The organism is Massilia sp. IC2-477 (genome assembly GCF_020707265.1).
Lineage (GTDB): Bacteria > Pseudomonadota > Gammaproteobacteria > Burkholderiales > Burkholderiaceae_D > Telluria.
In genome coordinates this window covers 255,897-279,455 of record NZ_JAJFEQ010000002.1, presented here as the reverse complement: position 1 = coordinate 279,455, position 23,559 = coordinate 255,897, and the positions used below count along the sequence as shown (strand labels likewise).

Genomic DNA, 23,559 nt, shown 5'->3' with positions numbered 1-23,559 from the left:
TGCCTCGCTGGCGGGATAATCCCTGCAGCCCGATCCAAGGAGACGCGAGCATGCTTCGACGACGCTTTCTGGCAGTGACCGCAGCATTGGCGAGCGCGCCGCTGCTCGCTTTCGATGCCGACCTGTGGCAGCGCCTGCAGTCGGGAGGCTACGTGCTCCTGATCCGCCATGCCGCCACCATTCCCGGCATCGGCGATCCGCCCGGTTTTCGCCTCGGCGTCTGCAGCACCCAGCGCAACCTGTCGGAACAGGGCCGGCGCGACGCACACGCGATCGGCGCCGCCTTCCGCGACCGCGGCATTCCGCTGGGAGCGGTGCTGTCGAGCCGCTGGTGCCGCTGCCTGGACACGGCCCGCCTGGCCTTCGGCCGGGTGGAAGAAGCACCGATGCTCGATTCCATGTTCAACGATGGCGAGGCCGCCAAACGCGCCAAGCTACGCGAAGTACTGGGCCGCGTGAATGCCTTCGGCAGCGAAGCCGGCAAGACCAACCTGGTGCTGGTGACCCACGACGTCAACATCCGCGCCCTGGTGGGCGAGCTGGTGGCGCAGGGCGAGATCGTGGTGGCGCGGCCTGGGTCGAACCGCCTGGAAGTCGTCGGGCGGCTGCGCGCCTGAAAAACAGGGGTAGAATGATTTGCCTTTTCCTCAACAGGAGGTGTCCATGAAACGCTGGTTTATGCTGGCCGCCCTGGTGGCCACGACGGCTTCCGCCCACCACGGCTGGAGCGAATACAACGCCGACAAGCCGCTCACCCTGTCCGGCACCATCGAGGAGTCCGGCTACCTGCAGCCGCACGGCTTCGTGCGCCTGAAGACGGCGGACAAGACCTGGATGGTGGTGCTGGCGCCGCCGAGCCGCATGGAAAACCGCGGCCTGCCGAAGGAAAACCTGGCGGTGGGCGGCCAGGCGACGGTTGTTGGTTATCCACACCGCAGCAACGCGACCGAGCTGCGCGCCGAACGCATCACCATCAAGGACAAGACCACGGAGCTGCGTTGACGCCAGTGCTTGGCGACGCGGCGAAGCTGGCCGCGTCCCTGCCCCTGGCCCAGGCCATGCGCGAGCATGCCTGGCTGTACCCGGCCGTCGAGACGCTGCACATCGTCGGTTTTGCCGTGCTGGTGGGGGCCGTCGCCATGTTCGACCTGCGCGTGCTCGGCTTCGGCCGCCAGCTCCCGGTCAAGGCGCTGGCGCGCCACCTGCTGCCCTGGTCGGTCGGCAGCATGCTGCTGGTCGTTCCTACCGGGCTGCTGCTGTTCGTGGCCGATCCGCTGGCGCTGCTGGCCAACCGGGTGTTCCTGCTCAAGCTGGGCCTGGTCGCCGTGGCCGGCCTGAACGCGCTGGCCTTCCATGCGGGGCCCTACCGCCAGGCCGACGGCTGGCCGCCGCGTGCGCCCGCCAGGGCCATGCTGCACGCCCTGCTGTCGCTCGGCCTGTGGATCGCCGTGATCGCCTGCGGGCGCCTGCTGGCATACTTCTAGCGCTTGCACTATCCTTGTCGGACCATGTGCGTCAACTACCATTCCCCCACCCGCGAGCAGTTCGGCACCCTTGGCGCCTTCAGCGAGCTGCCGGCCGACTGGCGCTGGCCCGATGAGGTCTGGAAGGACTACAGCGCGCCCATCGTCCGCCGCGGCCGCGACGGCAGCCCCTCGGTCTGCCTGGCCAGCTACGGCATGGTGCCGCGCCGGCACATCCCGCCCGGCGTGAAGCCCTTCGACACCATGAACGCGCGCGCCGAATCGCTGGGCGAGCGGCGCTCGTTCGCACCGGCCTGGCGCCGCCTGCAGCTGTGTGCGGTGCCGATGACCTGGTTCTACGAGCCCTGCTACGAAAGCGGCCGCGCGCTGCGGCACGCGATCGGCATGCACGACGACAGCCCCTTTTTCGTCGCCGGCCTGTGGCGCGAATGGACCGAGGCCGATGGCCGGGTCGAGTCCTCGTTCACCCAGATCACGATCAACGCGGACACGCATCCGCTGATGTCGCGCATGCACAAGCCGGACGACGAGAAGCGCTCGCTGGTGGTGATTGGGCCGGATGAACTCGAGGACTGGCTGGCCTGCCGCGACGTGGAGACGGCGCGCAGCTTCCTGCGCCACTATCCGGCGGACCGGATGAAGACCTGGGCGGCGCCGCAGACGGTGAAGAAGGCGCCCGAACCGTCGCCGAATTTGTCGCTGTTCTAGTAGGGGTAATCTGGTCCAGTGGACCAGATTACGGTTTCCCGCCCACGCGGTGATCGTGCTACAGTTTCTGCATGCTGAAACCACTCGCCACCTTCGCCGCCACCGCCGTCATCGCCAGTACCGCCCAGGCGGCAGTCCCGATCTACGGCTTCGTCGTGAAGAACACCTACCCGCACGACCCGAAGGCCTTCACCCAGGGCCTGTCCTTCCGCGACGGCCACCTGTACGAAACCACGGGCCGCAACGGCAGTTCCTGGCTGCGCCGGGTGGAGCTGGCCAGCGGCAAGGTGCTGCAGCAGATGGACCTGCCGGCGGACGTCTTCGGCGAAGGTTCGACCCCGGTGGGCAACGAGATCGTCGCCCTCACCTGGACCTCGCAGGTGGGCTACGTCTACGACATCAAGACCTTCAAGCTGAAACGCAGCTTCAAGTACGTCGGCGAGGGCTGGGGCCTGGCCAGCGATGCGAAGCAGGTCTATATGAGCGACGGCAGTTCCTTCATCCGCATCCTCGAACCCAAGACCCTGAAGGAAGTGCGCCGCATCCAGGTGACGCACCAGGGCAAACCGATCGCCCAGCTGAACGAGCTCGAGATGGTGGGTGGCGAGCTGTTCTCCAACATCTGGGGCACCGACCTGATCGTCCGCATCGACCCGCAGGACGGCAGCGTGAAAGGCGTGATCAACCTCGAGGGCCTGCTGCCCCCTGCGCAGCGCGGCACCCTCGACCAGGACGCGGTCCTGAACGGCATCGCCTGGGACAGCAAGGGCAAGCGCCTCTTCGTCACCGGCAAGCTGTGGCCCAAGCTGTACGAGATCGAACTGGTGCCGCAGAAGCGCTGATCAAGCCTGGGCGGTGACGTCGATCACGACCTTGCCGAAGTGCGAGCCCGATTCCATGTAGCGGTAGGCGTCCTGGGCCTGGGCGAACGGGAACACGCGGTCGATCACGGGCTTCAGGCCGGTGGTGTCGGCGAAGCGCATCACGTCTTCCAGCATGCCGCGGCTACCGACGAAAATGCCGACCATGCGCTTGGCGGTGGCCAGCAGCGCCGCCGGGTTCACTTCGCCGCCGAAGCCGCTGACGCCGCCGATGATCGCCACCGTGCCGCCCATTGCCGCCGCCGACACCGAGCGGTTGACGGTCCCTTTGCCGCCCACTTCCAGCACCACGTTCGCGCCCCTGCCCTGGGTCATGGCCAGCACTTCTTCGTGCCACTCGGGGATCGCTCCGTAATTGATGGTGTGGTGGGCGCCCAGCTCGCGCGCGCGCTGCAGCTTCTCGTCGCTCGATGAGGTGATGATGGTGCGCAGGCCGGCGGCCTTGGCCAGCTGCATGCCCAACACCGACACGCCGCCGGTCCCGAGCAGCAGCACGGTGTCGCCCGGCTTGACTCCATTGCTGGACACGAAGATCGCATTCCAGGCGGTGACGCCGGCGCAGGGCATGGTCGAGGCCTCGACGAAGCTCAGGGAAGCCGGGATCTTCGCCAGCGCATCCTCGTGCAGCACCACCTCTTCGGCCAGCATGCCGTCGATGTCGCCGCCCAGCGCGTGGCGGATCTTTTCGGGCGAGGTCATGCCGTCCTGCCAGAACGGGAAGAAGGAGCCGGCCACGCGGTCGCCGACCTGCACGCGGGTGACGCCCGGGCCGAGCTCCAGCACCTCGCCGGCGCCGTCCGAGCACGGGATGATGGGGTCGTCCACCGTGACGAGGTAGTTGCCGCTGGCGACCATCAGGTCGCGGTAGTTCAGCGACACGGCGTGCACGCGGATGCGCACTTCGCCGTGTCCCAGCTTGCGGTCGGGGTAGTCGATGCATTGCAGTCCGTCGATGTTCGCGCCGGGGAGAATCTGGTAAGCCTTCATGGGTGCTCCTTGAGTCAATGAGTGGATCCGGGTCACATCGGCTTGGCCACCATCAGCCAGAAGATCACCACGAAGGCGATAAAGGCCGGCACGCCGAGCGTGACCCAGATGCGGAAGTAGCGCCAGTACTGCGGCGTCAATTCGGTATTGGTGCGCGCCGCCTCCTGGGCGATGTCGCGCATGCGGATCTGCAGCCACACTACCGGCAGCCAGCAGGCGCCGGCCAGCACGTACAGCGCGATCGACCACATGATCCACTTGCTGTGCAGCGGGTAGCCCGCCAGGTGGATCATGTAGAAGCCGGTGGCCGGCTGCAGGATGGCGGTGGTGGCCGTGAACAGCCAGTCGGCCACCACCACGTACTTCGCCACCACGGCGATCGCCCGCACGTCGCGGCTGACGTTCGCGAACAGCATGTACCAGGCCGACCCGATGCCGGTGCCGAACAGGAAGGTCGAGGACAGGATGTGGAGCCACTTGATGACGACGTATTCCATCTATTCTTTCTCCAGTTCGTAGAGCAGCCAGATGGCTGCCAGCATGGGCAGGTTCTTGGTGAGCGGCCCATAGGGATGCAGCAGGAATTCCGGCAGCTTGATCGCGATGACGACAGTGTAGAAGCCGATCAGCCCGAGCTGCGCCAGCCACAGCCAGCGCCGCTTCTTCAGGAACAGGATCCCCAGGCCAAGCGCCAGGTCGAAGGTGGCGGCGCCATACAGCATCAGGGGCTGCAGCCCGGCGGGAATGCCGGTGCGCCCCAAGAGCTCGTAGCTGGCCTCGACGGGATACAGGCCGTATGACACGATCGCGGTGATGATCCACACCGCCACGATGGACAGGCGCAGGATGGGCAGGAGCCAGCCGAGTTTCGCGCGACTGCGCTCGGCGCCGGGCGCGCGGATGAAGTCCTGGACCGGTCGCGGCGCGTGGCCGAGCAGCCGGGTCGTCATGGACGGGTCGCCGGCGTTGCCGCGGTCGAGCATGCGCAGCGCGTCTTCGTCCAGCAGGCCGCCCGGCAGCACCCGTCCGAACTTGGCCATCAGGCGCGCCAGCGCGCCGGGAAGCTGCAGTACCGGCTGGCGCCCCATGCCCATGGCCGTGCGCAGTGCCTGCAGGTAATCGGTAAACGGCATCGCCTGCGGCCCGACCAGGGGCACGCGCAGCGCGGTGCTGCCGGGCGTGAGCGCCAGGCGGTGCTTCAACAGGCCCACCATCGCAGCGACCAGGTCATCGATGTGGATCGGCTGCACCAGCTGCGGCGCGTTGCCGAAGCGTACGGTCAGCGGCATGCTGGCCAGGGTGCGGAACACCGTGCTGCTTGCGCCCTCGCTGCCATAGACCAGCGAAGGCTGCACGATGTAGGCGCGCAGCGGGAGCGAAGCCAGGTAGTCGTCGGCCGCGCGCTTGGACAGGTGGTAGGCGGTATCGGCCTCGCGGTCCGCGCCCAGCGCCGACAGCTGGATCACCATCTGCACCTCGTGCGATTCGGCGCAGGCGGCGAACAGCGCGCGCGGCGTCTCGACGTGCAGGCGCGCGAAGGTCTGGCTGCCGGATTCGCGGAAGATGCCCACCGTGTTGATGACGACATCGACTCCGCCGATCTCGTTCATGCGCGCCAGCCAGACCGATTTATCGGTATCGTTGGCGAAGTCCGCATGGATGTAGGTGAGGCGCGGTTCCGGGCTGGTTCTGGGCCGGCGCACCGCGCACACGACATGGTGGCCTTCGGCCAGCAGTGCCTGCAGCAGGTGTTGTCCGATGAAACCGCTGGCTCCCGTCAGCAAGATCCGCATCCATGCTTCCTTCCATGCATCTACAGTTAATCAAAAGGACTCGTCATGCAAACCTGGAACACGGCACTACAGCGCGGCCTCGTCTCTGGCGCCGCATCCAGCATCCTGTCGACGGTGGCGCTGGCGGCGCTCGGCAAGAAGGAAGTCGGCAGCGCCTACGCGCCCACCAATGCGGTCAGCCACTGGATCTACGGCGACAAGGCGGCGCGCCACAGCGGTCCGTCCATGCGCTACACCGTTCCGGGCTACCTGATCCACCACGCCAGCGCAACCTTCTGGTCGATCCTGTTCGAGCGCTTCGCCGGCAAGTATCTCGATCGCAAGACCCCGGTCGGCTACCTGACGGCGGCCGCGGCCACCTCGGCCTTTGCCTGCTTCGCCGACTACAAGCTGACGCCCAAGCGCCTGCACCCGGGCTACGAGAAGCACCTGTCCAAGCCCTCGCTGGCAATCGTGTACGCCGGCTTTGCGCTCGGGCTGGCAGCGGGCGCCGCGCTAATCCGTCGCAGCTAGTCTAGAGCAGGCAGAAAAAACGTGCCGCCCTATGTCTATGCGTTAATTTTGCATGGCGTGATCGGCTTCCTGGACGTGCTCATCAACCACGAATGGCTGTCGAAACTGCCGGCGCGGCCTGAATGCGTTTCCGAGGAGCGCCTGCACAGTGCGCGCGAATTCCTGTTCGCCGCGCTGTTCGCCTCGCTCGCCTGGTTCGAGTGGCATGGGGCGGCCGTGTGGTGGATCGTGGCGCTGTTCGGGGCAGAACTGCTGGTGTCGGTGCGTGACGTGGTGGTCGAGGGCGATGTGCGGCAGCTCCCCGCCAGCGAGCGCTTCCTGCACCTGTTCCTGTTCATGAACCTGGGCATCCTGTACACGCTGACCGGCCAGGCGCTGCTGGCCTGGCATGCGCTGCCGACCGGGTTGGCGCCGGTCGATCATGGCTGGGCGAGCTGGCTCTTGAGTGCGATGGCGCTGGGAGCGCTGGGATGGGCGGTGCGCGATGGCCTGGCCGCCGTGCGCTTGAGGCACGCGGCCGCGGCGTAGGGTGGCGGATTTCCGCCCACGCGGTGATGCTTGGTGCTTGAAACCCGCGCTCGATGATCGTGCCGTCTGTTGACCGCGTGGGCAGGAAACCTGCCCACCCTACCGATCAGTGAGCTTTTTTACCGCGCAGGCGCTGCACGACAGTGACCACCGCCAGCACGATGGCGCCGACGAGCACGCCGGCCAAGGCATCGACCACGGTCGGGGTGATCGCCGCCAGCACGCCGCCGACACCCGGCACGCCGGCCATCGTGTGCGCCGCTCCTTCCGAAAAGTGATGCAGCGGCTCCCAGGCGTGGGCGATGATGCCGCCGCCGACCATGAACATGGCGGCGGTGCCGACCACCGACAGGAATTTCATCAGCTTCGGCGCGGTGGCCAGCAGCAGCTTGCCGGTGCCGCGCGCCAGGCCGCTGGCCTTCTGGCTCAGCGCCAGGCCGGCGTCGTCCATCTTGACGATGGCGGCCACCAGGCCATACACGCCGATTGTCATCAGGAGCGCGATCGACACCAGCACCAGCACCTGCTGGCTGAACGGCGCGTTCTCGACAGTGCCGAGGGCGATGACGATGATTTCCGCGGACAGGATGAAGTCGGTGCGCACGGCGCCCTTGATCTTTTCCTTCTCCATCGCACACATGTCGACCGCCGGGTTGGCCAGTGCGGCCGTCAGCTCGGCGTGGTGCTGCGCGTCTTCTTCCTTGCTGTGCAGGAATTTGTGGGCGAGCTTCTCGAAACCCTCGTAGCACAGGAAGGCGCCGCCGATCACCAGCAGCGGGGTGATCAGCCAGGGTACGAAGGCCGAGATCGCCAACGCCGCCGGCACCAGGATCGCCTTGTTCTTGAACGAGCCCTTGGCCACCGCCCACACCACCGGCAGCTCGCGGTCGGCGTTCACCCCGGTCACCTGCTGGGCATTGAGCGCCAGATCGTCGCCGAGCACGCCGGCGGTCTTCTTCGCCGCCACCTTGCTCATCGCCGCAACGTCGTCGAGGATCGTTGCAATATCGTCCAGTAATGCCAGCAAACTGCCTGCAGCCATTGGTCATACTCCAATCATGTCAAGTTCGCCACATCTTACCTGAGCCACAGGGGCCAGTCACACGGTTCAGCGCGGCTTTTTGCATTCCAGTCGCGCAAATCTGCATCTCGTCGCTTTTGCCGGGCATCCTGTCCCTCGCGTACGTATAGTGCAAGGCTGTTGGCTGCGGTACTGCAGCCTCGCCACCGAAGGAGACGCCATGAACACCGAATCGACCATGCAAGCAGCACCGATCGCCGCAGCACCTGCACGCCGTGCCCGCCCGCCGAAGCGCAAGACCCGCATCACGATCTACCTCGACGACGAAGTCCTGAACGAATTCCGCAATCTGTCGGAGCGCTGCGGCACCGGTTACCAGACCCTGATCAACGCCGCGCTGCGCCATCGCCTGGCCGCGCCGAGCGTCGAAAGCAGCCTCGCCTGACCCTGCGCTTCGCTTCGCCTCCGGGGCGAGATTACATACAGCAATATTTATGCTAATCTTCCCGCTCTTTTAACCCCGGAGGGACTTATGAAAAAAGGCGAACTGATCGCGGAATTCGCGAAGCGTACCGAACTGTCGGGCGCGGCTGCCAACACCGCCGTCAACACGATCATCGAGATCATCACCGAACGCCTGAAGAAAGGTGACACCGTCGGTATCACCGGCTTCGGCACCTTCTCGGTCACCAAGCGCGCTGCACGCAAGGGCCGCAACCCGGCAACCGGCGATGTCATCAAGATCGCTGCATCGAAGACCCCGCGCTTCGCTGCCGGTGCGACGCTGAAAGCAGCCGTCAACCCGAAGAAGAAGTAAGCAGTACCCAGGCCCCGCGCCGCGCTCCGGCCCGCCCGGACGCGCGCGCTGGCCCATTTTGCGTTACGCTCCTTTCCCCTCTTCCCCCATTCCCGCGGCAGCATGCTCTTCTCTACCTGGATCGCCTTCGTCATCGCCGGTACGCTGATCGCCATTTCGCCCGGTTCCGGCGCCGTCCTGTCGATGTCGCACGGCCTCGCCTACGGGTTGAAGAAAGCCAGCGCCACCGTGCTGGGCCTGCAGATCGGCCTGATCCTGGTCCTGATCATCGCCGGCGCCGGCGTCGGTTCGCTGCTGCTCGCCTCTTCGCTGGCCTTCACCATCGTGAAGGTCGTCGGCGCGCTGTACCTGATTTATCTCGGCATCGGCCAATGGCGCGCCAAGGCCGAAGTCGGCCCCGTGGATACGGCCGGCCTGGCCGCCCACCCGAGCTTCCGCAAGCGCGTGATGACCGGCTTCCTGACGAACGCCACCAATCCCAAGGGCATCATCTTCATGGTTGCGGTTCTGCCGAGTTTCATCAACCAGAAAGCGCCGCTGCTGCCGCAGCTGGCCATCCTGGGTGTGACCATGGTGGTGATCGATTCGACCGTCATGCACGGCTACGCGGCCCTGGCCTCGTCGATGCAGCGCTTTTTCCGCGACGTGCGCGCCGTGAAGCTCCAGAACCGCATCTTCGGCGCCGTGCTGGTGCTGATGGGCTCGCTTCTGTTCCTGGTGCAGCCAAGCCACCGCGCCTGAGTCATGTATCCTGCTGTGTCCGTTAACACAGCTTTGCAACTTTCTGTAAGTTGAGTATTCCCTGCAGGCACTCGTGCGTTGTAATCAGGTAGCCGTCCTTCGTCCCCATTTGCGGAGCCTTCCATGAACAAGCGATTCGCCCAGACCGCCGTGATGCTCGCGCTCACGGCTTTATCCACTGCCGCCCTGGCACAGGCTGAGTTGCAAGATCGGCTTGAGACGGAGCCCCCGGGGCGCGTCGGCCGCGTGTCGCTCACCCAGGGCAAGGTCAGCATCACCGGCGACGTCGGCGACACCGCCAGCGAGGCCCTGGTCAACTGGCCGGTCACCACGCGCAACCTGATCACCACCGAGCCGAACGGCCGCACCGAGGTGCGCATCGGCTCGACCGCGATCCGCATCGACGGCGACAGCTCGCTGGAAGTAACGGAACTCGATGACGACAGCGTGCGCCTGCGCCTGCACTACGGCAGCGCCAGCATCCGCATCCTGAGCGAGGACGTGCTGCCCGAGTTCGAGCTGACCACGCCCCAGGGCCGCGTACGCATGCTGCGTCCCGGCCGCCTGCGCGTGGACGCCGAGCGCGTGCGCGACACCAGCGTGGTCAGCGTGTTCGACGGCGAAGCCCAGGTCGACGGCGGCGGCGCCAGCCTGACCATTCGCGCCGGCCGCAGCGCCGAACTGCGCGACGACGATGTGCGCACGCTGCAGGCGCGCCGCGACGCCTTCGATGACTGGGCGCTCGATCGCGACCGCCAGATCGACGGCTCGCGCTCGGCGCGCTACGTCACCACCGACATGACCGGCTACGAAGAACTGGACCGCCACGGCACCTGGCAGGAAGACCTCGAATACGGCCCGCTGTGGATTCCCTCCGTATCCACCAGCTGGGTGCCCTACCGCGACGGCCGCTGGACCTGGATCGCCCCCTGGGGCTGGACCTGGGTCGACAACGCGCCCTGGGGCTATGCGCCCTTCCACTACGGCCGCTGGGTGCAGGTGCGCAACCGCTGGGCCTGGGCGCCGGGCCGGATCGATCGCCGCCCGGTGTGGTCGCCGGCGCTGGTGGGCTGGGTCGGCGGCAGCGGCTGGAACCTGAATTTCAACCATCACGGCTCGCGTCCGGCCACCGGCTGGTATCCGCTGGGACCGCGCGATCATTACGTGCCGCATTACCGCTTGTCGGACGATCGTTTGCGTCGCCTGAACAGCTGGACCTGGCGTGACCGCCGCGACCGTAATCATGACGGTAAGCCTGATTACCGCCGCCGCGACGGCCTGACCGTGGTGCCGCACGCGAATTTCGGCCAGCGTGGCCCGATCGTGGTGCCGAACGCGCCACGCGCGACGCCGCCGCAAGCGCTGCCGACCACGCCGGGTGCCGCCCCGCCCCCGCCGCAGGGCTGGCGCGATCGGTCGACCGTGCGCCGCGACACCGACCGCGACGGTATCCCGGATCGCTTCGACCGGGACCGCGACGGCGACGGCATTGCGAATCGTGTCGACGGGGATCGTGACGGCGACGGCATTCCGAACCGCGTTGATCGTTACGACGGACCGCGTGACAGCCGCCGCGGCGATCGCTTCGACCGCAACAACCGCGGCCAGCGCCCGCCGGTGCTGACGACCACCCCGACGCCGGGCCAGGTGCCGTTCCAGCCGGGCGCCATCACGAGCTCGCCGCCGCCGGCGCCGGCCGTGGTCCAGCAGCCGGTCCGTCCGCAGCCCTGGTCGCGCCCCGGACGCGATGAGGAACGCGCCGACCGGGCCGACCGCTGGGATCGCAGCAGCCGCGGTCTCGAGCGTGGCGAGCGCTTCGAGGGCCGCCGCGAGCGTCCGCAGCCGATGGCGGCAATGCCGCAGCCGGCCGTGCAGGCGCCGCCGCCAGCACCAAGCGCCCCGCCGCCGCAATCCTTCGCGCCGCCGCCGCGCCCGATGGCTGCGCCGGCGCCGATGGCCGCCCCGGCTCCCGCTCCGGCGCCCTCCGGCCCGCCGCCGGGACGTGGCCGGATGGAACACCGCGGGGACAACGTGGATGGCGGCGCCCGTCCACGCGAGATGATTCGCTGACTACACCGCCGTTTGCGTCGCCTGTCGGCGCAAACTGCAGTTCGTCACATTCCGCTCGCACTGTGGACGGCGGCTGGATAAAGTGGCATTACTCGCTCGCAGGCAGCACGGCTGCTCCGAGCGGCCCGAATGTCCCGCTATTTCTCAAAAAAAGAGATAGTTCAGGCCGGCCACAGCGCCGGCCTTTTTTTTCGTCAGTGCAGCACCATATTGGATTGGCTACAATGCCGCTTTGCACAGGACAAATACCATGGACCCCAAAGAATCCCTCATCGAATACCCGAGCGACTTCCCGATCAAGGTGATGGGCGCCACGCACGTCGACTTCGCGCCGACGATCGTCGAGGTCATCATGAAGCTGGATCCGACTTTCCATGCTGGCAAGGTGCAAAGCCGCCCATCCGCAAAGGGCAACTACACCGGCCTGACCGTCACCATCCGCGCCACCAGCCGCGAGATGCTGGACGACGTCTATCGCGCCCTGTCCTCGCACCCCATGGTGAAAATGGTCCTCTGAGGCCGGCGGAAAACCGACAGCCGGCGGGCACAAGGCCTCACGCTGGCTTATAATGCCAGGGCTGTCCATATTCCCGCCCTATACCCTCATGTCCGCTAACCGTCCCGCCCCGCCGCTGATCCGCGAGCTTGGCCGCGCCGACTACGAACCGACTTTCGCCGCGATGCGCGCCTTTACCGACGCGCGTACGCCCGAGACGCGGGACGAGCTGTGGATCGTCGAACATCCCCCTGTCTATACGCTGGGCCTGGGCGCCGATCGCGCTCACGTGCTCGCGCCCCACGATATTCCCGTGATCCAGACCGACCGCGGCGGCGAGGTGACTTACCACGGTCCCGGCCAGGTCGTGATCTACCTGCTGATGGACCTGCGCCGTAACAAGCCGGGCGGCAAGCTGTACGCCCGTCAGTTTGTGGCAAAAATCGAACAGGCGGTCATCGAGGTGCTGGCGGCGTATAATCTTGCGGGCGAGCGCGTTGCCGGGGCGCCCGGCATCTACATGGCGGACGGACCGCGCAAGGGCGCGAAGATCGCCGCCCTCGGCCTGAAGGTGCGCGGCAACGGCTGCACCTACCATGGCGTTTCGCTGAACGTGGCGATGGACCTGGCCCCGTTCACGTGGATCAACCCGTGCGGATACTCCGGGCTGGCCACGGTCGACATGCGCACGATGGGCGTGGACGCCCCGCTGGCGGATGTCCAGCAGGCGCTGGCGCAGGAATTGGTGCGCCAACTGGTTACGGTTGAAGCAACCGAGGCCTGACTGGCCGTCCAGCAACGAACAACCTCTGAATGGAAGCCCGCCAGGGCTCGAGCCAAATGACCCTAGATACCAACACCGGTACTGCCCCTGCTACTTACGACGCCACCGAAAAGCAGAAGGGCGCCAGCAAGACCTCGCGCATCCCGATCAAGATCGTCCCGATCGCCGACGCCGAGCGCCTGAAAAAGCCGGACTGGATCCGCGTGAAGGCCGCCACCGCCTCCTCGCGCTTCTACGAGATCAAGGACATCCTGCGCGCGAACAATCTGGTGACGGTGTGCGAAGAAGCCAGCTGCCCGAACATCGGCGAATGCTTCGGCAAGGGCACTGCGACCTTCATGATCATGGGCGACAAGTGCACCCGCCGCTGCCCGTTCTGCGACGTCGGCCACGGCCGTCCGGATCCGCTCGACGTGAACGAGCCGGGCAACCTGGCCAAGACCATCGCCGACCTGCGCCTGTCCTACGTGGTGATCACCTCGGTCGACCGCGACGACCTGCGTGACGGCGGCGCCGGCCACTTCGTCGAGTGCATCACCAAGACCCGCGCCCTGTCGCCGAACACCAAGATCGAAGTGCTGGTGCCGGACTTCCGCGGTCGCCTGGAAAAGGCACTGAACATCTTCGCCGACGGCCTGCCGGACGTGATGAACCACAATCTGGAAACCGTGCCGCGCCTGTACAAGGAAGCGCGCCCGGGCGCCGACTACAAGCACTCGCTGGTGCTGCTGCGCGACTTCAAGAAGATGTACCCGAACGCGGTCACCAAATCCGGCCTGATGGTGGGCCTGGGCGAGACCGACGAAGAGATTTTGGAAGTGATGCGCGACATGCGCGAGCACGACATCGACATGCTGACCATCGGCCAGTACCTGGCGCCGTCGAACTCGCACCTGCCGGTGCGCCGCTACGTGCACCCGGACACCTTCAAGATGTTCGAAGAGAAGGCCTACGAGATGGGCTTCGTGCACGCCGCCGTGGGCGCGATGGTGCGTTCCTCCTACCACGCCGACCAGCAGGCGCACGAGGCGGGCGTCGCCGCTTAAGCTTTCCTCTGCACTGAAAACGAGGCCGGTTCCGCACACGCGGGCCGGCCTTTTTCTTTTTCCGGCCACGTTTGACTCCTTGCCCATTCGATAATAGACTTTAATGGTTGCGCTAACATTCTGGTTGGCGACGATCAGAATGGAGTCGACATGGCAGGACAGGCATTACCTGGCACCGGGTTTGGACGATGCATTTTGCAGCGCTTGCTGTGTTCTCTCGCGCTTGGCCTGTGCCTGGCGCTGCCGGCCAAAGTCCACGCACTCGGCACTCCGCGCTTCGTCGACCTGCAGGGCAAGGAAGGCGTCCGGCTCGTGGCAGGCGCCCGGGCCGCCCCGATCGTGGTGGACAAGGACGACTTCCCCGGCGTGCTGCGCGCGGCGCGCGACTTGCAGCGCGACCTCCAGGCAGTCACGGGCAGGACGCCGCAGTGGCAAACCGGCGCCGCCGCAGGCAGCGACGCCATCATCGTCGGCACCCTTGGCCGGCACGCCCTGATCGATGCGCTGGCGCGCCAGGGGAAAATCGATACGCGCAGCCTCGCGGGCCAATGGGAAGGCTTCCTGATCCAGGCCGTCACCGACCCCGTGCCCGGTGTGAAGCGGGCGCTGGTCATCGCCGGCAGCGACAAGCGCGGCACCATCTACGGCATCTATACGCTGTCGGAGCAGATCGGCGTCTCGCCCTGGCACTGGTGGGCCGACGTGCCGGTGGCGCGCCACGCCGCGCTCAGCGTCCCGCTGGATACCCGCCTGATGGACAAGCCGGCCGTCCAGTACCGCGGCATCTTCCTGAACGACGAAGCGCCGGCGCTCACCAACTGGGCCAAGGAACGCTTCGGCGGCTTCAACCGCAAGTTCTACGAGCGCATCTTCGAGCTGATGCTGCGCCTGCGCGCCAACTACCTGTGGCCGGCCATGTGGGGCTCGGCTTTTTACGATGACGACAAGAGCAATGGCGAGCTGGCCGACAGCATGGGCATCGTGATGGGAACCTCGCACCACGAACCGATGATGCGCGCCCAGCAGGAATGGGCGCGCCATGGCAAGGGTCCGTGGGACTACAGCCGCAATGCCGATACCCTGCGCGACTTCTGGGCCGGAGGCCTGCGCAATACGCGCGATTATGAAAAGGTGATCACGATGGCGATGCGCGGCGACGGCGACGAGCCGATGTCGGAAAGCGCCAACGTCGACCTGCTCGAGCGGATCGTGCGCGACCAGCGCGCGCTCATCCAGCAGGAGCTGGGCCGCGATCCGGCCAGTGTGCCGCAGCTGTGGGCGCTGTACAAGGAAGTCCAGGACTACTACGAAAAGGGCATGCGCGTGCCGGACGACATGCTGCTGCTCTGGTGCGACGACAACTGGGGCAATATCAGGCGCCTGCCGACGCCTGAAGAACGCAAGCGCAGCGGCGGGGCCGGCGTCTACTACCACTTCGACTACGTGGGCGGACCACGCTCCTACAAATGGCTGAACGTGACCCAGATCGCCAAGGTCTGGGAACAGATGAACCTGGCCAACGAGTACGGCGCCAACCGGCTCTGGATCGTCAACGTGGGCGACCTAAAGCCGATGGAGGTGCCGACCGAGTTCTTCCTGGCCTACGCCTGGAACCCGTCGGCCTGGCCGGCGGACAAGCTGCCGGCCTACCTGGAGGCCTGGGCCGCACGCGAATTCGGCACGCAGCACGCCGGGCGCATCGCAGCGATCGTCGAACGCTACACCCGCTACAACGCGCGCCGGCGCCCGGAGCAGCTGGCGCCCGACACCTACAGCCTGACTGCCTACGACGAGGCGGAACGGGTGGTGAACGATTACAACGCGCTTGTCCTGGAAGCGCAGCAGGTCGGCAAGGCCCTGCCGAAGGCGGTGCAGGATGCGTACTTCCAGCTGGTCGAATATCCGGTGCGCGCCTCGGCCAATGCGCTCGAGATGTGGGTATCGGCCGGCCGCAATGCCCAGTATGCGCGCCAGGGCCGCGCCAGTACCAATGACATGGCTGCGCGCGTACGCCGCCTGTTCGCGCACGATGCGGAGCTGACGCGCGCCTACCACGGCGCCAGGGGCGGCAAGTGGAAGCACATGATGTCGCAGACGCGCTTCGGCTACACCAACTGGGCCCAGCCCTACCGTGACGTGATGCCGGCGGTGGCCGAGCTGCGCCTGCCCGATCCGGCCTCTCCTGGCGGCATCGGCGCGGCCGACCGCATGGGCGTGGTGGTGCAGGGCAGCCAGGCCGTCTGGCCGGCCTACGGCCTGCAGCACATGACCCTGCCGGCGCTGGACGTATTCGAGCGGCAGCCGCGCTACCTCGAGCTGTTCAACCGCAGCAGGGAGCCCTTCGAGTATGCGGTCAAGGCGAGCCACCCGTGGATCCGCCTCAGCCACGCGATGGGACGGATCGACAAGGAGCAGCGCATCCTGGTGGACGTCGACTGGGACGCCGTCCCGGCAGGGCGCAGCGAGGCGGAGCTGACCGTCAGCGGACCGGATGGAGACCGGGTGACCATCAAGGTCCCGGTGCACAAGCCTGCCGACCTGTCGCCGCAGTCCGCGCAGGGCCACGTCGAAAGCCGCGGCGTGGTCGCGATCGAGGCCGAAAATTTCAGCCGTGAGCATGCGCCTGGCGGGCGCGGATGGCTCAGGATTCCCGGCTACGGCCAGACCCTGTCCGGCATGACGACGACGCCAGGCGCCGCACCCGCTTTGACGCCGGCGGACGGCATGCGGCTCGAGTACGACGTGCACCTGTTCCGCGGCGGCGAACTCAAGCTGCATGCGGTGCTGGGGCCGGCGCTCAAGTTCCAGCCTGGTAAAGGCTTCCGCTTTGCGGTCTCGATCGACGACGGCCCGGTCCAGGAAGTCAATGTGCACGCTGACGAATCGGAACAGTACTGGAACCGGATGGTGTCGGACGGCGTGGCGAAGTTCACCACCACGCATCGCATCGAGCGGCCGGGCCGCCATACCGTCAAGTTCTGGGCGCTCGATCCCGGTCTGGTGCTGCAGCGCCTCGTGATCGACGCGGGCGGCCTGCAGCCGAGCTACCTGGGCCCGCCGGAAAGTCCCTATTATCCGGTACGCGAGGCCGCGCGCCCCTGATTGCGGTAACGCGCCGGCGGCGGCAGACCGTGCTTGCGGAAGTGATGGCGCAGCGACTCCGCCGAGCCCAGCCCGGACAGGTCGGCCACTGCCTCGATCGCCAGCTGCGGGCGTGTCTCCAGGATGCGCGCCGCCAGCGCGACGCGCTCGCGCACCAGCCAGGCCAGCGGCGTGAGCGAGGTGGCTTCCTTGAAGCGCCGCTGGAAGGTACGGGCGCCAAGCCGGGCCTGCGCCGCCATCGAGTCCACCGTGTGCTGCGCGCGCAGGTTCTCGCGCACCCAGTCCATCAGCTGCGCCACGCCGTCTTCCCCTGGCGCTGGTAGGGGCCGCGCCACCAGCTGCGCCTGGTCGCCGTCGCGGTGGGCGGGAAGCACCAGGCGCTGGGCGACGCGGTTGGCCACGTCGAGGCCGAAATCCTGGCGCACCAGGTGCAGCAGCATGTCCAGGCCCGCCGCCGAGCCGGCCGAAGTGACGATGCGCCCGTCCTCGGCGTAGAGCACGCCCTGCTGCACGTCGATGTCGGGGAAGTCCTGCGCCAGGCGCTCGAGGTAGCGCCAGTGCGTTGTCGCTTTTTTACCGTCCAGCAGCCCGGCGTGCGCGAGCACGAAGGCGCCGGAACAGATGGTGCACAGGCGCGCGCCGCGTGCATGGGCGCGCCGCAAGGATGCGAGCAGGGCGGGGGAGGGGACTTCGCCGGCGTCGCGCCAGCCGGGGATGACGATGGTGTCGGCCACCTCAAAAGCGTCCAGTCCGTGCGGCACCTGCACGTAGAGGCCTCCCGCGGCGCGCAGCAGCCCGCTTTCTTCCGCACAGACGGCGTAGCTGTACCAGGGCACGCCAAGCTCCGGCCGCTCGAGGGCGAACAGTTCGACGGCGCAGCCGAATTCGAAGGTGCACAGGCCGTCGTAGGCGAGGATGGCGACATGGTGCGGCATGGCGCGATGTTACCAGTTTCTGTCAGGGCGGCCACTCGCCGGTCCTCCGGCCCGCTGCCACACTGGAGGCTCTTCAACAGGAGGACCACATGACTTCAGCCGTATCCGCCGTACCCGCCGCGCCCAGCGACCGCGCGCTTGCCCATTTCAGTTCCGCCTTCAGCTACGAGACCGATTGCGCCGATGTGCACCAGGCCTTTGCCGGCGGCCAGCCCGATTTCGTGCTGCTCGACGTGCGCAGCCCCGAGCTCTACGCGCGCGGCCACGTGCCGGGCGCGCTCAATCTGCCGCAGGGGAAGATCGTCGAAGCGAAGCTGCGCGAGTATCCGATGGACACCCTGTTCGTGGTGTACTGCGCCGGACCGCACTGCAACGGCGCGCACCGCGGCGCCGAGCGCCTGGCCAGGCTGGGGCGCCCGGTCAAGCTGATGATCGGCGGCGTCACCGGCTGGCTGGACGAGGGCTATACGCTGGCGACCTAGCGCCGCTCGAGCGCGGCCGCCGGTTTCGCCAGGGCCTGCTGGATCTCCAGGGCGTTGCGCTGCACGCGCTCGATCTCATGCACGTCGGCGCCTTCCGCATGGGTCGGCACGATGCGCGGCGTGATCACGACGATGGTCTCGGTCAGGTTGCCGGTCTGCTCGTTGTTCGCGAACAGGTTGCCCAGCACCGGCACGTCGGCCAGCAGCGGCACGCCGGTGCGCCGGTTGCCCGAGCTGGCCTTGATCAGGCCCCCGATCAGGATCGATTGGCCGTCCTCCGCCACCAGTTGCGTGCTCACCTCGGTGGTCTTCTTCGACGGGATCCCGCCCAGCACCGTGCCGGAGCTCACTTCGGGCTTCACACGCATGGCGATCTTGCCGTCGGTGTCGACGGCCGAGGTCACGCGCAGGATGACGCCGGTCTCGAGGAATTCGATGGTCTCGCTCGTGACGTTGTTGATCGTCGTGGTCAGGCGGTAACCAAGCTTGTCGCCGATGTTGGTGCTGGCTTCCTGGTTCTCCAGCGTCAGCAGCTTGGGCGTGGCGAGGGTGCGCACCTTGCCCTTGTTGCTCAGTGCGTTCAGGTAGAAGTTGACGTTGTCGTTGACGAAGTTGAACACGAAGCCGGCGCCGCGCTGCGCCAGCCCGCTGGTGCCGAAGCGGTTAACCCCGTCCGCGCTGAACACCTTTTGCCAGTCCACCCCGAACTGCTGGTTGTCGTCGAGCGTGATCTCGAGGATCTTCGCTTCGATCATGATCTGGCGCGGCTGGCGGTCGATCTCGCGCATCAGCGCTTCGATGCGGGCAATGCCGGCGGCGCTGTCCTCGACGATGACCTGGCGCCGCAGCGGCAGGGCGGTGACCCTGCCGCCCATCCCGACATGCTTGCCCAGGATCTCGGCGATCACCTGCGGCTCCGAATACTGCACCTTGAGCGCCCTGACATCGAGGCGGCGGTCGCCGGAAGCAGCCGGTGCGCTTTGCGCACCCTGAGCCGCCTGGGCCGGATTGACGATCATGTAGCCGCGCTCGCGTTCCAGTACCTGATAGCCGCCTGCCTCGGCGATCGCCTGGATCGCCTGGCGCGCGCTGACGTCGTACAGGCTGATCGCCACGTTGCCGGTGACGCCCTTGCCGAGCGTGATGTTGATGCGCTCGCGGCGCGAGATCATCTCGAACAGTTCGGCGATGGGGGCGTCGCGGAACACCAGCGAAGTGAGGTTGGTGCCGGCGCTGGCCGGGACGCCGGCTCCGCCTGCACCGCCATCGGCGGCCGCTACCTGACCGGCCAGCATCGCGGCCAGCACCGTGGATAGGATGGTCTGCTTCATCATTCGCTGCTTTCCCTGTTGCTTCCCCGATCGGGTGTCCTGTCGATTGCCAGTACGTTCTTGGTTTTGCCACGCAGGAGCGTGACGCTGCGCTCGTCGATCCGCAGCACATGGTATGGGCCGACCTGGTCGCCTACGCTCACGATGTGCCCGCCGATGTTCGCCATCGATTGCCTTGCGTCGACCATGATGGCGCGCAGTACCGGCAAGGTGTCGGTATCGAGCGCGTCGCTTGACGGCGGCGGCGCCGGCTGGGCCGGCGGCCGTGCGAAGGGATCGCGCAGCGGCGCGGCCTGGGCGGCAAGGGCCGGGCAGGCGAGCGCCAGTGCGAGGAGGACGTGAAGTGGCTTCATGAGTTGGGCTCCAGCGGCCGGTAGGCGGCGATGCGCAGGCGGATGTGGATGGCGCCGGAGGCTTCGTCCGGGCTCATCTCGAAACGGTCGATGGCCAGGTTGGGGCGGGAGCGCTCGATCGCTTCCATCCAGGCCAGCAGGTCGGCGTAGCTGCCGGTCGCCTCGGCATCGATGCCGTACTGCGTGAACACCATGGTCTTCTGCTCGGTGGCGGGCGTGCTGCCGCGCAGCGCTACGCGGTGCTGGCGCGCCAGCCGGTTGACGTCGCCGATCAGCTGCACCACCAGCGGCGCGATCGGTCCCGACGCGCCCAGCTGCGCACCGCCCAGCTTGCGTGCCAGCGCCTCGCTCTCGATGCCGAGCGCGGCCAGCTGGGCCTGCAGCAGGCGCGGGTCGCTACCGGCCTGCGCCAGACGCGCATGTTCGGTACGCACGGTGCGCAACTGGGTCAGCGGCGCGCGCAGTGCATAGAACCACAGCGCCGAGCCGAAGATCAGGAGCAGTCCGGCGCCCGCCAGGTGCAGCTGGCGCAGCGGCAGCGCCGCCGCCCTTACCGTCCAGCGTCCGTTCATGGCGTGCTCCCGTTCGGACGCAGGGCGCCGGCCACGCTGAAGGCGAGCGACACGCCGGTATCGGTCTTGCTGGCCGAGCTGTTGAGGAAGCGTACGTCCGTCAGCAGCGGGTCGCCCGACAGGGCGTCGAGGAAGCGCGACATGGCTTCGTTGTCCTGGGCCTGGCCTGCGATCTCGAGGCGGTTCGCCAGATGCCAGTGCTCGACGCTGCCACCGGCTGCGCCCTGCACCTGCAGGGTGCCCACGGGCAGCGGCTGGGGCAGGGGATCGCGCAGCAGTTCCTGGGTGCGCGAGAACTGCAGGCCGTCGAACCAGACGCCATCGTTGACCGCGCCGTCGATCGATCCGGCCAGCCGCGCCACGGCCCCGCTGCCGCGCAGCGCTTCGAGCGCATTGCTGGCCTGCTGCAAGGCTTCCTTGCGCGCCTGCGCGGCCGCCAGCTGATTGCGCGTCGCCTCGGCCAGCGCGGTGGCGGCGCGCAGCTGTTCCAGGCGCGGCGTCTCCACCGCCAGCCGCCAGCGCACCCAGGCGGCAGTGCCGCCGCCGAGGCCCAGCACGAAGGCCAGTGCGCATCCATAAGCGAACAGCGTACGCCGCGCCCGCAAGCCTTCTCGATAACTACGCGGGATCATGTCCACGTCAGCCATGTTCTACTCCCCGTAATGCCAGCCCGGCCGCCAGCGCGATGCCGTGCATCTGCTGTGCGCCGCGATCCTTGTCCATGTCGGCAAAGGCCGTGAACGGATCGAGCACCTCGACCGGCAGGTGGACCAGCTGGGCGATGCGCTGCGGGATGTTGGCGTAGCGCGCCACGCTGCCGTTCAGGTAGACCTTGCTGACCGTGCTGCCGCGCGTGCGCGAAGCCACGTACACCTGGGTGCGCACCAGTTCCTCGGCCAGGGCAGCGAATTCCGAATGCAGGATCTCGCGAATGGTGCGCCCCATGTCGGGGGTTGCACTACCCGGCTCGTGGCCCGCGACGGCGCCGGTGCCGTGCTGGCGCAGCAGGGCGAGCGCCGTGCGTGCGTCCAGCCCCAGCGTAGTGGCCACCTTGCTCACCAGCGTTGTTTCGCCCAGCTCGATCTCGCGGTCGAGCATCAGGCGCCGGCCCCAGATCACCGTGAGATAACTGCGTGTGCTGCCGAAGTTGATCAGGAGGACGGACTGGCCGTAGTCTTCGCGGTGCATGGCCGCCAGCAGGCGCGCGATGGCGGCCGGCCCAATGTCCAGTGCCACCGGATCGAGGCCGGCGCCGCGCAGCGCCTCCAGGTAGTTCACGACGGTCGCAGTGGGCGCCACCGCCGCCAGCACCTGTTTTTCGGATCCCGCAGCGTCGGCGCTGCGCACCTGGTAGTAATCGACTACCGATTCCGCTGCAGCCGCGCCGAGCTGCTCGCGTACCGCGCGCCCCACCGCCTGCTGCTCGTTCTGCCCGGCCGGCACGTTGACGGTGAGCGGCAGGATGCGCACCTCGCTGGGCGCCAGCGCCCCCACCATGCGGCGCCCGGAGAATGGGGCCGCGGCCAGCGCGCCGCGCACGAAGGCGCGCAGCGCGCGCGGGTCGGCCAGCAGGCGGCTGCGTTCGATCGGGTAGGGCAGCGACACCGCCGCGCGCACCCGGGCGCCGCCCGGGACGGCGTCGACCTGCATCATGTTCAGGCTTTCAGCGGCGAAGTCGACGCCGATCGGCAGGCCCGGCGCGCCACGCGCCGCCAGGCGCGAGAACAATCCGCGGACTGCGGCCATGTCGATGCGTGCGTTCATGCCGCTTCCTCCGCGCTGGCGCCGATGCGCATGCCGTTGCCGCCGGCACGCTTCGTCTCATACAGCAGCTCGTCGGCGCGGCGATAGGCGGCGTCAAAGGCAGGGCAGCCGCGAGTGGGCAGGCGCAGCAGGCCGAGGCTGACCGTAACCCGCGCACCCGCCGGCAGCGGCGCCCGCATCCGCTCTTCTACAGAGGCCAGCATGCGCGCCACCCGTTCCGGCACGTCGTCGCCGCACATCAGCAGGGCGAATTCGTCGCCGCCGAGGCGCGCCAGGTATTCGTCGCCCGACAGCTGGCCGAACGCCGCATGTACCGCACGCAGCACCTCGTCGCCGGTGGCGTGGCCGCAGCTGTCGTTGATCGACTTGAAGCGGTCGATGTCGAACAGGCCGAACCAGCTGGGCAGGTTCGAGGCCTGGTGGCGCGCCACCACGGCGGTGAAGTCGGCCTCCATGTGGCGCCGGTTCCAGGAACCGGTCAGGTGGTCGCGGTTGGCCAGGTCGGTCAGCTCGCGCTGCGTCCGTTCCAGCTCGAAGCGCAGGCTCAGGTCGTGCTTGCGCAGGCTGAGTGCGCGTCCTACCAGCGCCAGCGAGATCATGGCGGCCGTCAGCATCAGGCACTGCAGCACCCACAGGTCGAGCGCGGCGAAGCGGAAGCGGCTGAGCCAGGTCGACGCGGTGAACATCAGGTAGATCGCCCCCAGCGTCATGGCGGCTTCTCGCACGCCCCAGGGCACCACCGGCACCAGCATGATCAGCACCGCCACGCTCAGCAGCAGGATGGTGTGCAGCTGGCCGACGCGCTGGGCCAGCAGCACCAGCGCCGAGCCGCACACGACCAGGAGCAGCATCGCCAGCAGGTACAGGGCGCGCAGCTGTTCCACGCGGGCGCTGGAGACGTAGATGTGCAGCGCCAGGGCGCTCAGCAAGGAGTAGGTGTAGGTGTAGCCGGCGCCCAGGTTGAACACCGCCGACACGACCGCCGCCAGCAGCAGGAACAGCAGCGCCACGACGCTCAGCAGGGCCACGCCGCGCCGGGTTTCGCCGGCGATGACGGGTGCGGCATAGGCCGACAGCTCGGGCGCGCCGAAGCTGGTGCAGGACCACACGGTGGACAGTTCGCCGACAATCGTTTCGGTATGCTTTCTCAT

Annotated in this window: 27 protein-coding genes; 16 read left to right on the top strand and 11 right to left on the bottom strand. The window is 67.5% G+C overall.

All coding sequences use genetic code 11. From position 1 onward, the window contains the following. The first annotated feature begins 50 nt into the window (after positions 1 to 50). The 5 genes from LK542_RS04635 (at position 51) to LK542_RS04615 (ending at position 3,034) form a co-directional block, all read left to right on the top strand. Complete coding sequence (locus tag LK542_RS04635; RefSeq protein ID WP_227810997.1) at positions 51 to 617, top strand: histidine phosphatase family protein; 567 nt, start codon at positions 51 to 53, stop codon at positions 615 to 617. A 46-nt stretch (positions 618 to 663) separates the two neighbouring features. Further along, a complete protein-coding gene (locus tag LK542_RS04630; RefSeq protein WP_227810996.1) occupies positions 664 to 1,002 on the top strand; it encodes a DUF6152 family protein in 339 nt (112 codons plus the stop codon). Between the two features lie 5 nt (positions 1,003 to 1,007). Next, positions 1,008 to 1,484: a hypothetical protein gene (locus tag LK542_RS04625; RefSeq protein ID WP_227811203.1), complete on the top strand. Its 477-nt coding sequence runs from the start codon at positions 1,008 to 1,010 to the stop codon at positions 1,482 to 1,484. A 24-nt stretch (positions 1,485 to 1,508) separates the two neighbouring features. Next, complete coding sequence (locus LK542_RS04620; protein ID WP_227810995.1) at positions 1,509 to 2,192, top strand: SOS response-associated peptidase; 684 nt, start codon at positions 1,509 to 1,511, stop codon at positions 2,190 to 2,192. Between the two features lie 71 nt (positions 2,193 to 2,263). Continuing rightward, positions 2,264 to 3,034, top strand: a complete 771-nt coding sequence (locus LK542_RS04615) for a glutaminyl-peptide cyclotransferase (protein ID WP_227810994.1) — start codon at positions 2,264 to 2,266, stop codon at positions 3,032 to 3,034. Here the strand turns inward: LK542_RS04615 and LK542_RS04610 are convergent, their stop codons facing one another. Genes LK542_RS04610 through LK542_RS04600 form a run of 3 tightly spaced genes read right to left on the bottom strand, consistent with a single transcriptional unit; the run spans position 3,035 to position 5,853 of the window. Continuing rightward, positions 3,035 to 4,060 carry an NAD(P)-dependent alcohol dehydrogenase gene (locus LK542_RS04610; protein ID WP_227810993.1) on the bottom strand — a complete coding sequence of 342 codons (1,026 nt, stop codon included), beginning with the start codon at positions 4,058 to 4,060 and terminating at the stop codon, positions 3,035 to 3,037. It lies immediately after the preceding gene. 32 nt (positions 4,061 to 4,092) lie between these two features. Then, complete coding sequence (locus LK542_RS04605) at positions 4,093 to 4,557, bottom strand: DUF2269 domain-containing protein (RefSeq protein WP_227810992.1); 465 nt, start codon at positions 4,555 to 4,557, stop codon at positions 4,093 to 4,095. Continuing rightward, positions 4,558 to 5,853 carry an SDR family oxidoreductase gene (locus tag LK542_RS04600; protein ID WP_227810991.1) on the bottom strand — a complete coding sequence of 432 codons (1,296 nt, stop codon included), beginning with the start codon at positions 5,851 to 5,853 and terminating at the stop codon, positions 4,558 to 4,560. A 45-nt stretch (positions 5,854 to 5,898) separates the two neighbouring features. Between LK542_RS04600 and LK542_RS04595 the strand changes: the two genes are divergently transcribed. Continuing rightward, positions 5,899 to 6,366, top strand: coding sequence for a hypothetical protein (locus tag LK542_RS04595; protein WP_227801386.1), 468 nt, complete (start codon positions 5,899 to 5,901; stop codon positions 6,364 to 6,366). Positions 6,367 to 6,387: 21 nt separating this feature from the next. Beyond that, positions 6,388 to 6,894, top strand: a complete 507-nt coding sequence (locus LK542_RS04590; RefSeq protein WP_227810990.1) for a hypothetical protein — start codon at positions 6,388 to 6,390, stop codon at positions 6,892 to 6,894. A gap of 106 nt (positions 6,895 to 7,000) precedes the next feature. On the opposite strand, the gene LK542_RS04585 is transcribed toward LK542_RS04590, so the two are convergent. Continuing rightward, positions 7,001 to 7,936: a DUF808 domain-containing protein gene (locus LK542_RS04585; protein ID WP_227801384.1), complete on the bottom strand. Its 936-nt coding sequence runs from the start codon at positions 7,934 to 7,936 to the stop codon at positions 7,001 to 7,003. Between the two features lie 199 nt (positions 7,937 to 8,135). Between LK542_RS04585 and LK542_RS04580 the strand changes: the two genes are divergently transcribed. The 8 genes from LK542_RS04580 (at position 8,136) to LK542_RS04545 (ending at position 16,971) form a co-directional block, all read left to right on the top strand. Beyond that, positions 8,136 to 8,360 (top strand): BrnA antitoxin family protein, encoded by a 225-nt coding sequence (locus tag LK542_RS04580; RefSeq protein ID WP_227801383.1) that lies wholly within the window; start codon positions 8,136 to 8,138, stop codon positions 8,358 to 8,360. An 87-nt stretch (positions 8,361 to 8,447) separates the two neighbouring features. After that, positions 8,448 to 8,732, top strand: a complete 285-nt coding sequence (locus tag LK542_RS04575) for an HU family DNA-binding protein (RefSeq protein ID WP_159699514.1) — start codon at positions 8,448 to 8,450, stop codon at positions 8,730 to 8,732. 102 nt (positions 8,733 to 8,834) lie between these two features. Continuing rightward, positions 8,835 to 9,473 (top strand): LysE family transporter, encoded by a 639-nt coding sequence (locus LK542_RS04570; protein WP_227810989.1) that lies wholly within the window; start codon positions 8,835 to 8,837, stop codon positions 9,471 to 9,473. Positions 9,474 to 9,596: 123 nt separating this feature from the next. Continuing rightward, positions 9,597 to 11,543 carry a DUF6600 domain-containing protein gene (locus LK542_RS04565; RefSeq protein WP_227810988.1) on the top strand — a complete coding sequence of 649 codons (1,947 nt, stop codon included), beginning with the start codon at positions 9,597 to 9,599 and terminating at the stop codon, positions 11,541 to 11,543. 250 nt (positions 11,544 to 11,793) lie between these two features. Then, the gene (locus LK542_RS04560) at positions 11,794 to 12,060 is read left to right on the top strand and encodes a DUF493 family protein (protein ID WP_227801380.1); all 267 of its coding nucleotides are present in this window, start codon (positions 11,794 to 11,796) and stop codon (positions 12,058 to 12,060) included. An 88-nt stretch (positions 12,061 to 12,148) separates the two neighbouring features. Next, positions 12,149 to 12,823: a lipoyl(octanoyl) transferase LipB gene (gene lipB, locus LK542_RS04555; RefSeq protein ID WP_227801379.1), complete on the top strand. Its 675-nt coding sequence runs from the start codon at positions 12,149 to 12,151 to the stop codon at positions 12,821 to 12,823. Positions 12,824 to 12,879: 56 nt separating this feature from the next. After that, positions 12,880 to 13,869: a lipoyl synthase gene (gene lipA, locus LK542_RS04550; RefSeq protein ID WP_227810987.1), complete on the top strand. Its 990-nt coding sequence runs from the start codon at positions 12,880 to 12,882 to the stop codon at positions 13,867 to 13,869. 204 nt (positions 13,870 to 14,073) lie between these two features. After that, complete coding sequence (locus LK542_RS04545; protein WP_227810986.1) at positions 14,074 to 16,971, top strand: glycosyl hydrolase 115 family protein; 2,898 nt, start codon at positions 14,074 to 14,076, stop codon at positions 16,969 to 16,971. Here the strand turns inward: LK542_RS04545 and ftrA are convergent. Continuing rightward, the gene (ftrA, locus tag LK542_RS04540; RefSeq protein WP_227810985.1) at positions 16,941 to 17,906 is read right to left on the bottom strand and encodes a transcriptional regulator FtrA; all 966 of its coding nucleotides are present in this window, start codon (positions 17,904 to 17,906) and stop codon (positions 16,941 to 16,943) included. The two genes, LK542_RS04545 and ftrA, sit on opposite strands and share 31 nt — an antisense overlap. A gap of 89 nt (positions 17,907 to 17,995) precedes the next feature. Between ftrA and LK542_RS04535 the strand changes: the two genes are divergently transcribed. Continuing rightward, positions 17,996 to 18,388 carry a rhodanese-like domain-containing protein gene (locus LK542_RS04535; RefSeq protein ID WP_227810984.1) on the top strand — a complete coding sequence of 131 codons (393 nt, stop codon included), beginning with the start codon at positions 17,996 to 17,998 and terminating at the stop codon, positions 18,386 to 18,388. Here the strand turns inward: LK542_RS04535 and LK542_RS04530 are convergent. From LK542_RS04530 to LK542_RS04505, 6 genes are read right to left on the bottom strand one after another with little or no spacing between them, the layout of a single operon-like run. Continuing rightward, a complete protein-coding gene (locus tag LK542_RS04530; RefSeq protein WP_227810983.1) occupies positions 18,385 to 19,722 on the bottom strand; it encodes a type II secretion system protein GspD in 1,338 nt (445 codons plus the stop codon). The genes LK542_RS04535 and LK542_RS04530 overlap by 4 nt on opposite strands. After that, positions 19,719 to 20,072, bottom strand: a complete 354-nt coding sequence (locus LK542_RS04525) for a hypothetical protein (protein WP_227810982.1) — start codon at positions 20,070 to 20,072, stop codon at positions 19,719 to 19,721. Before LK542_RS04525 ends, LK542_RS04530 begins: the two co-directional genes overlap by 4 nt. Further along, complete coding sequence (locus LK542_RS04520; protein WP_227810981.1) at positions 20,069 to 20,644, bottom strand: GspMb/PilO family protein; 576 nt, start codon at positions 20,642 to 20,644, stop codon at positions 20,069 to 20,071. The genes LK542_RS04525 and LK542_RS04520 overlap by 4 nt, the downstream gene beginning before the upstream one ends. Further along, on the bottom strand, positions 20,641 to 21,291 hold the full coding sequence (locus LK542_RS04515) for a PilN domain-containing protein (RefSeq protein WP_227810980.1): 651 nt from the start codon (positions 21,289 to 21,291) through the stop codon (positions 20,641 to 20,643). The genes LK542_RS04520 and LK542_RS04515 overlap by 4 nt, the downstream gene beginning before the upstream one ends. Next, positions 21,284 to 22,408 carry a pilus assembly protein PilM gene (gene pilM / locus LK542_RS04510; protein WP_227810979.1) on the bottom strand — a complete coding sequence of 375 codons (1,125 nt, stop codon included), beginning with the start codon at positions 22,406 to 22,408 and terminating at the stop codon, positions 21,284 to 21,286. The genes LK542_RS04515 and pilM overlap by 8 nt, the downstream gene beginning before the upstream one ends. Next, the gene (locus LK542_RS04505; RefSeq protein ID WP_227810978.1) at positions 22,405 to 23,559 is read right to left on the bottom strand and encodes a GGDEF domain-containing protein; all 1,155 of its coding nucleotides are present in this window, start codon (positions 23,557 to 23,559) and stop codon (positions 22,405 to 22,407) included. Before LK542_RS04505 ends, pilM begins: the two co-directional genes overlap by 4 nt.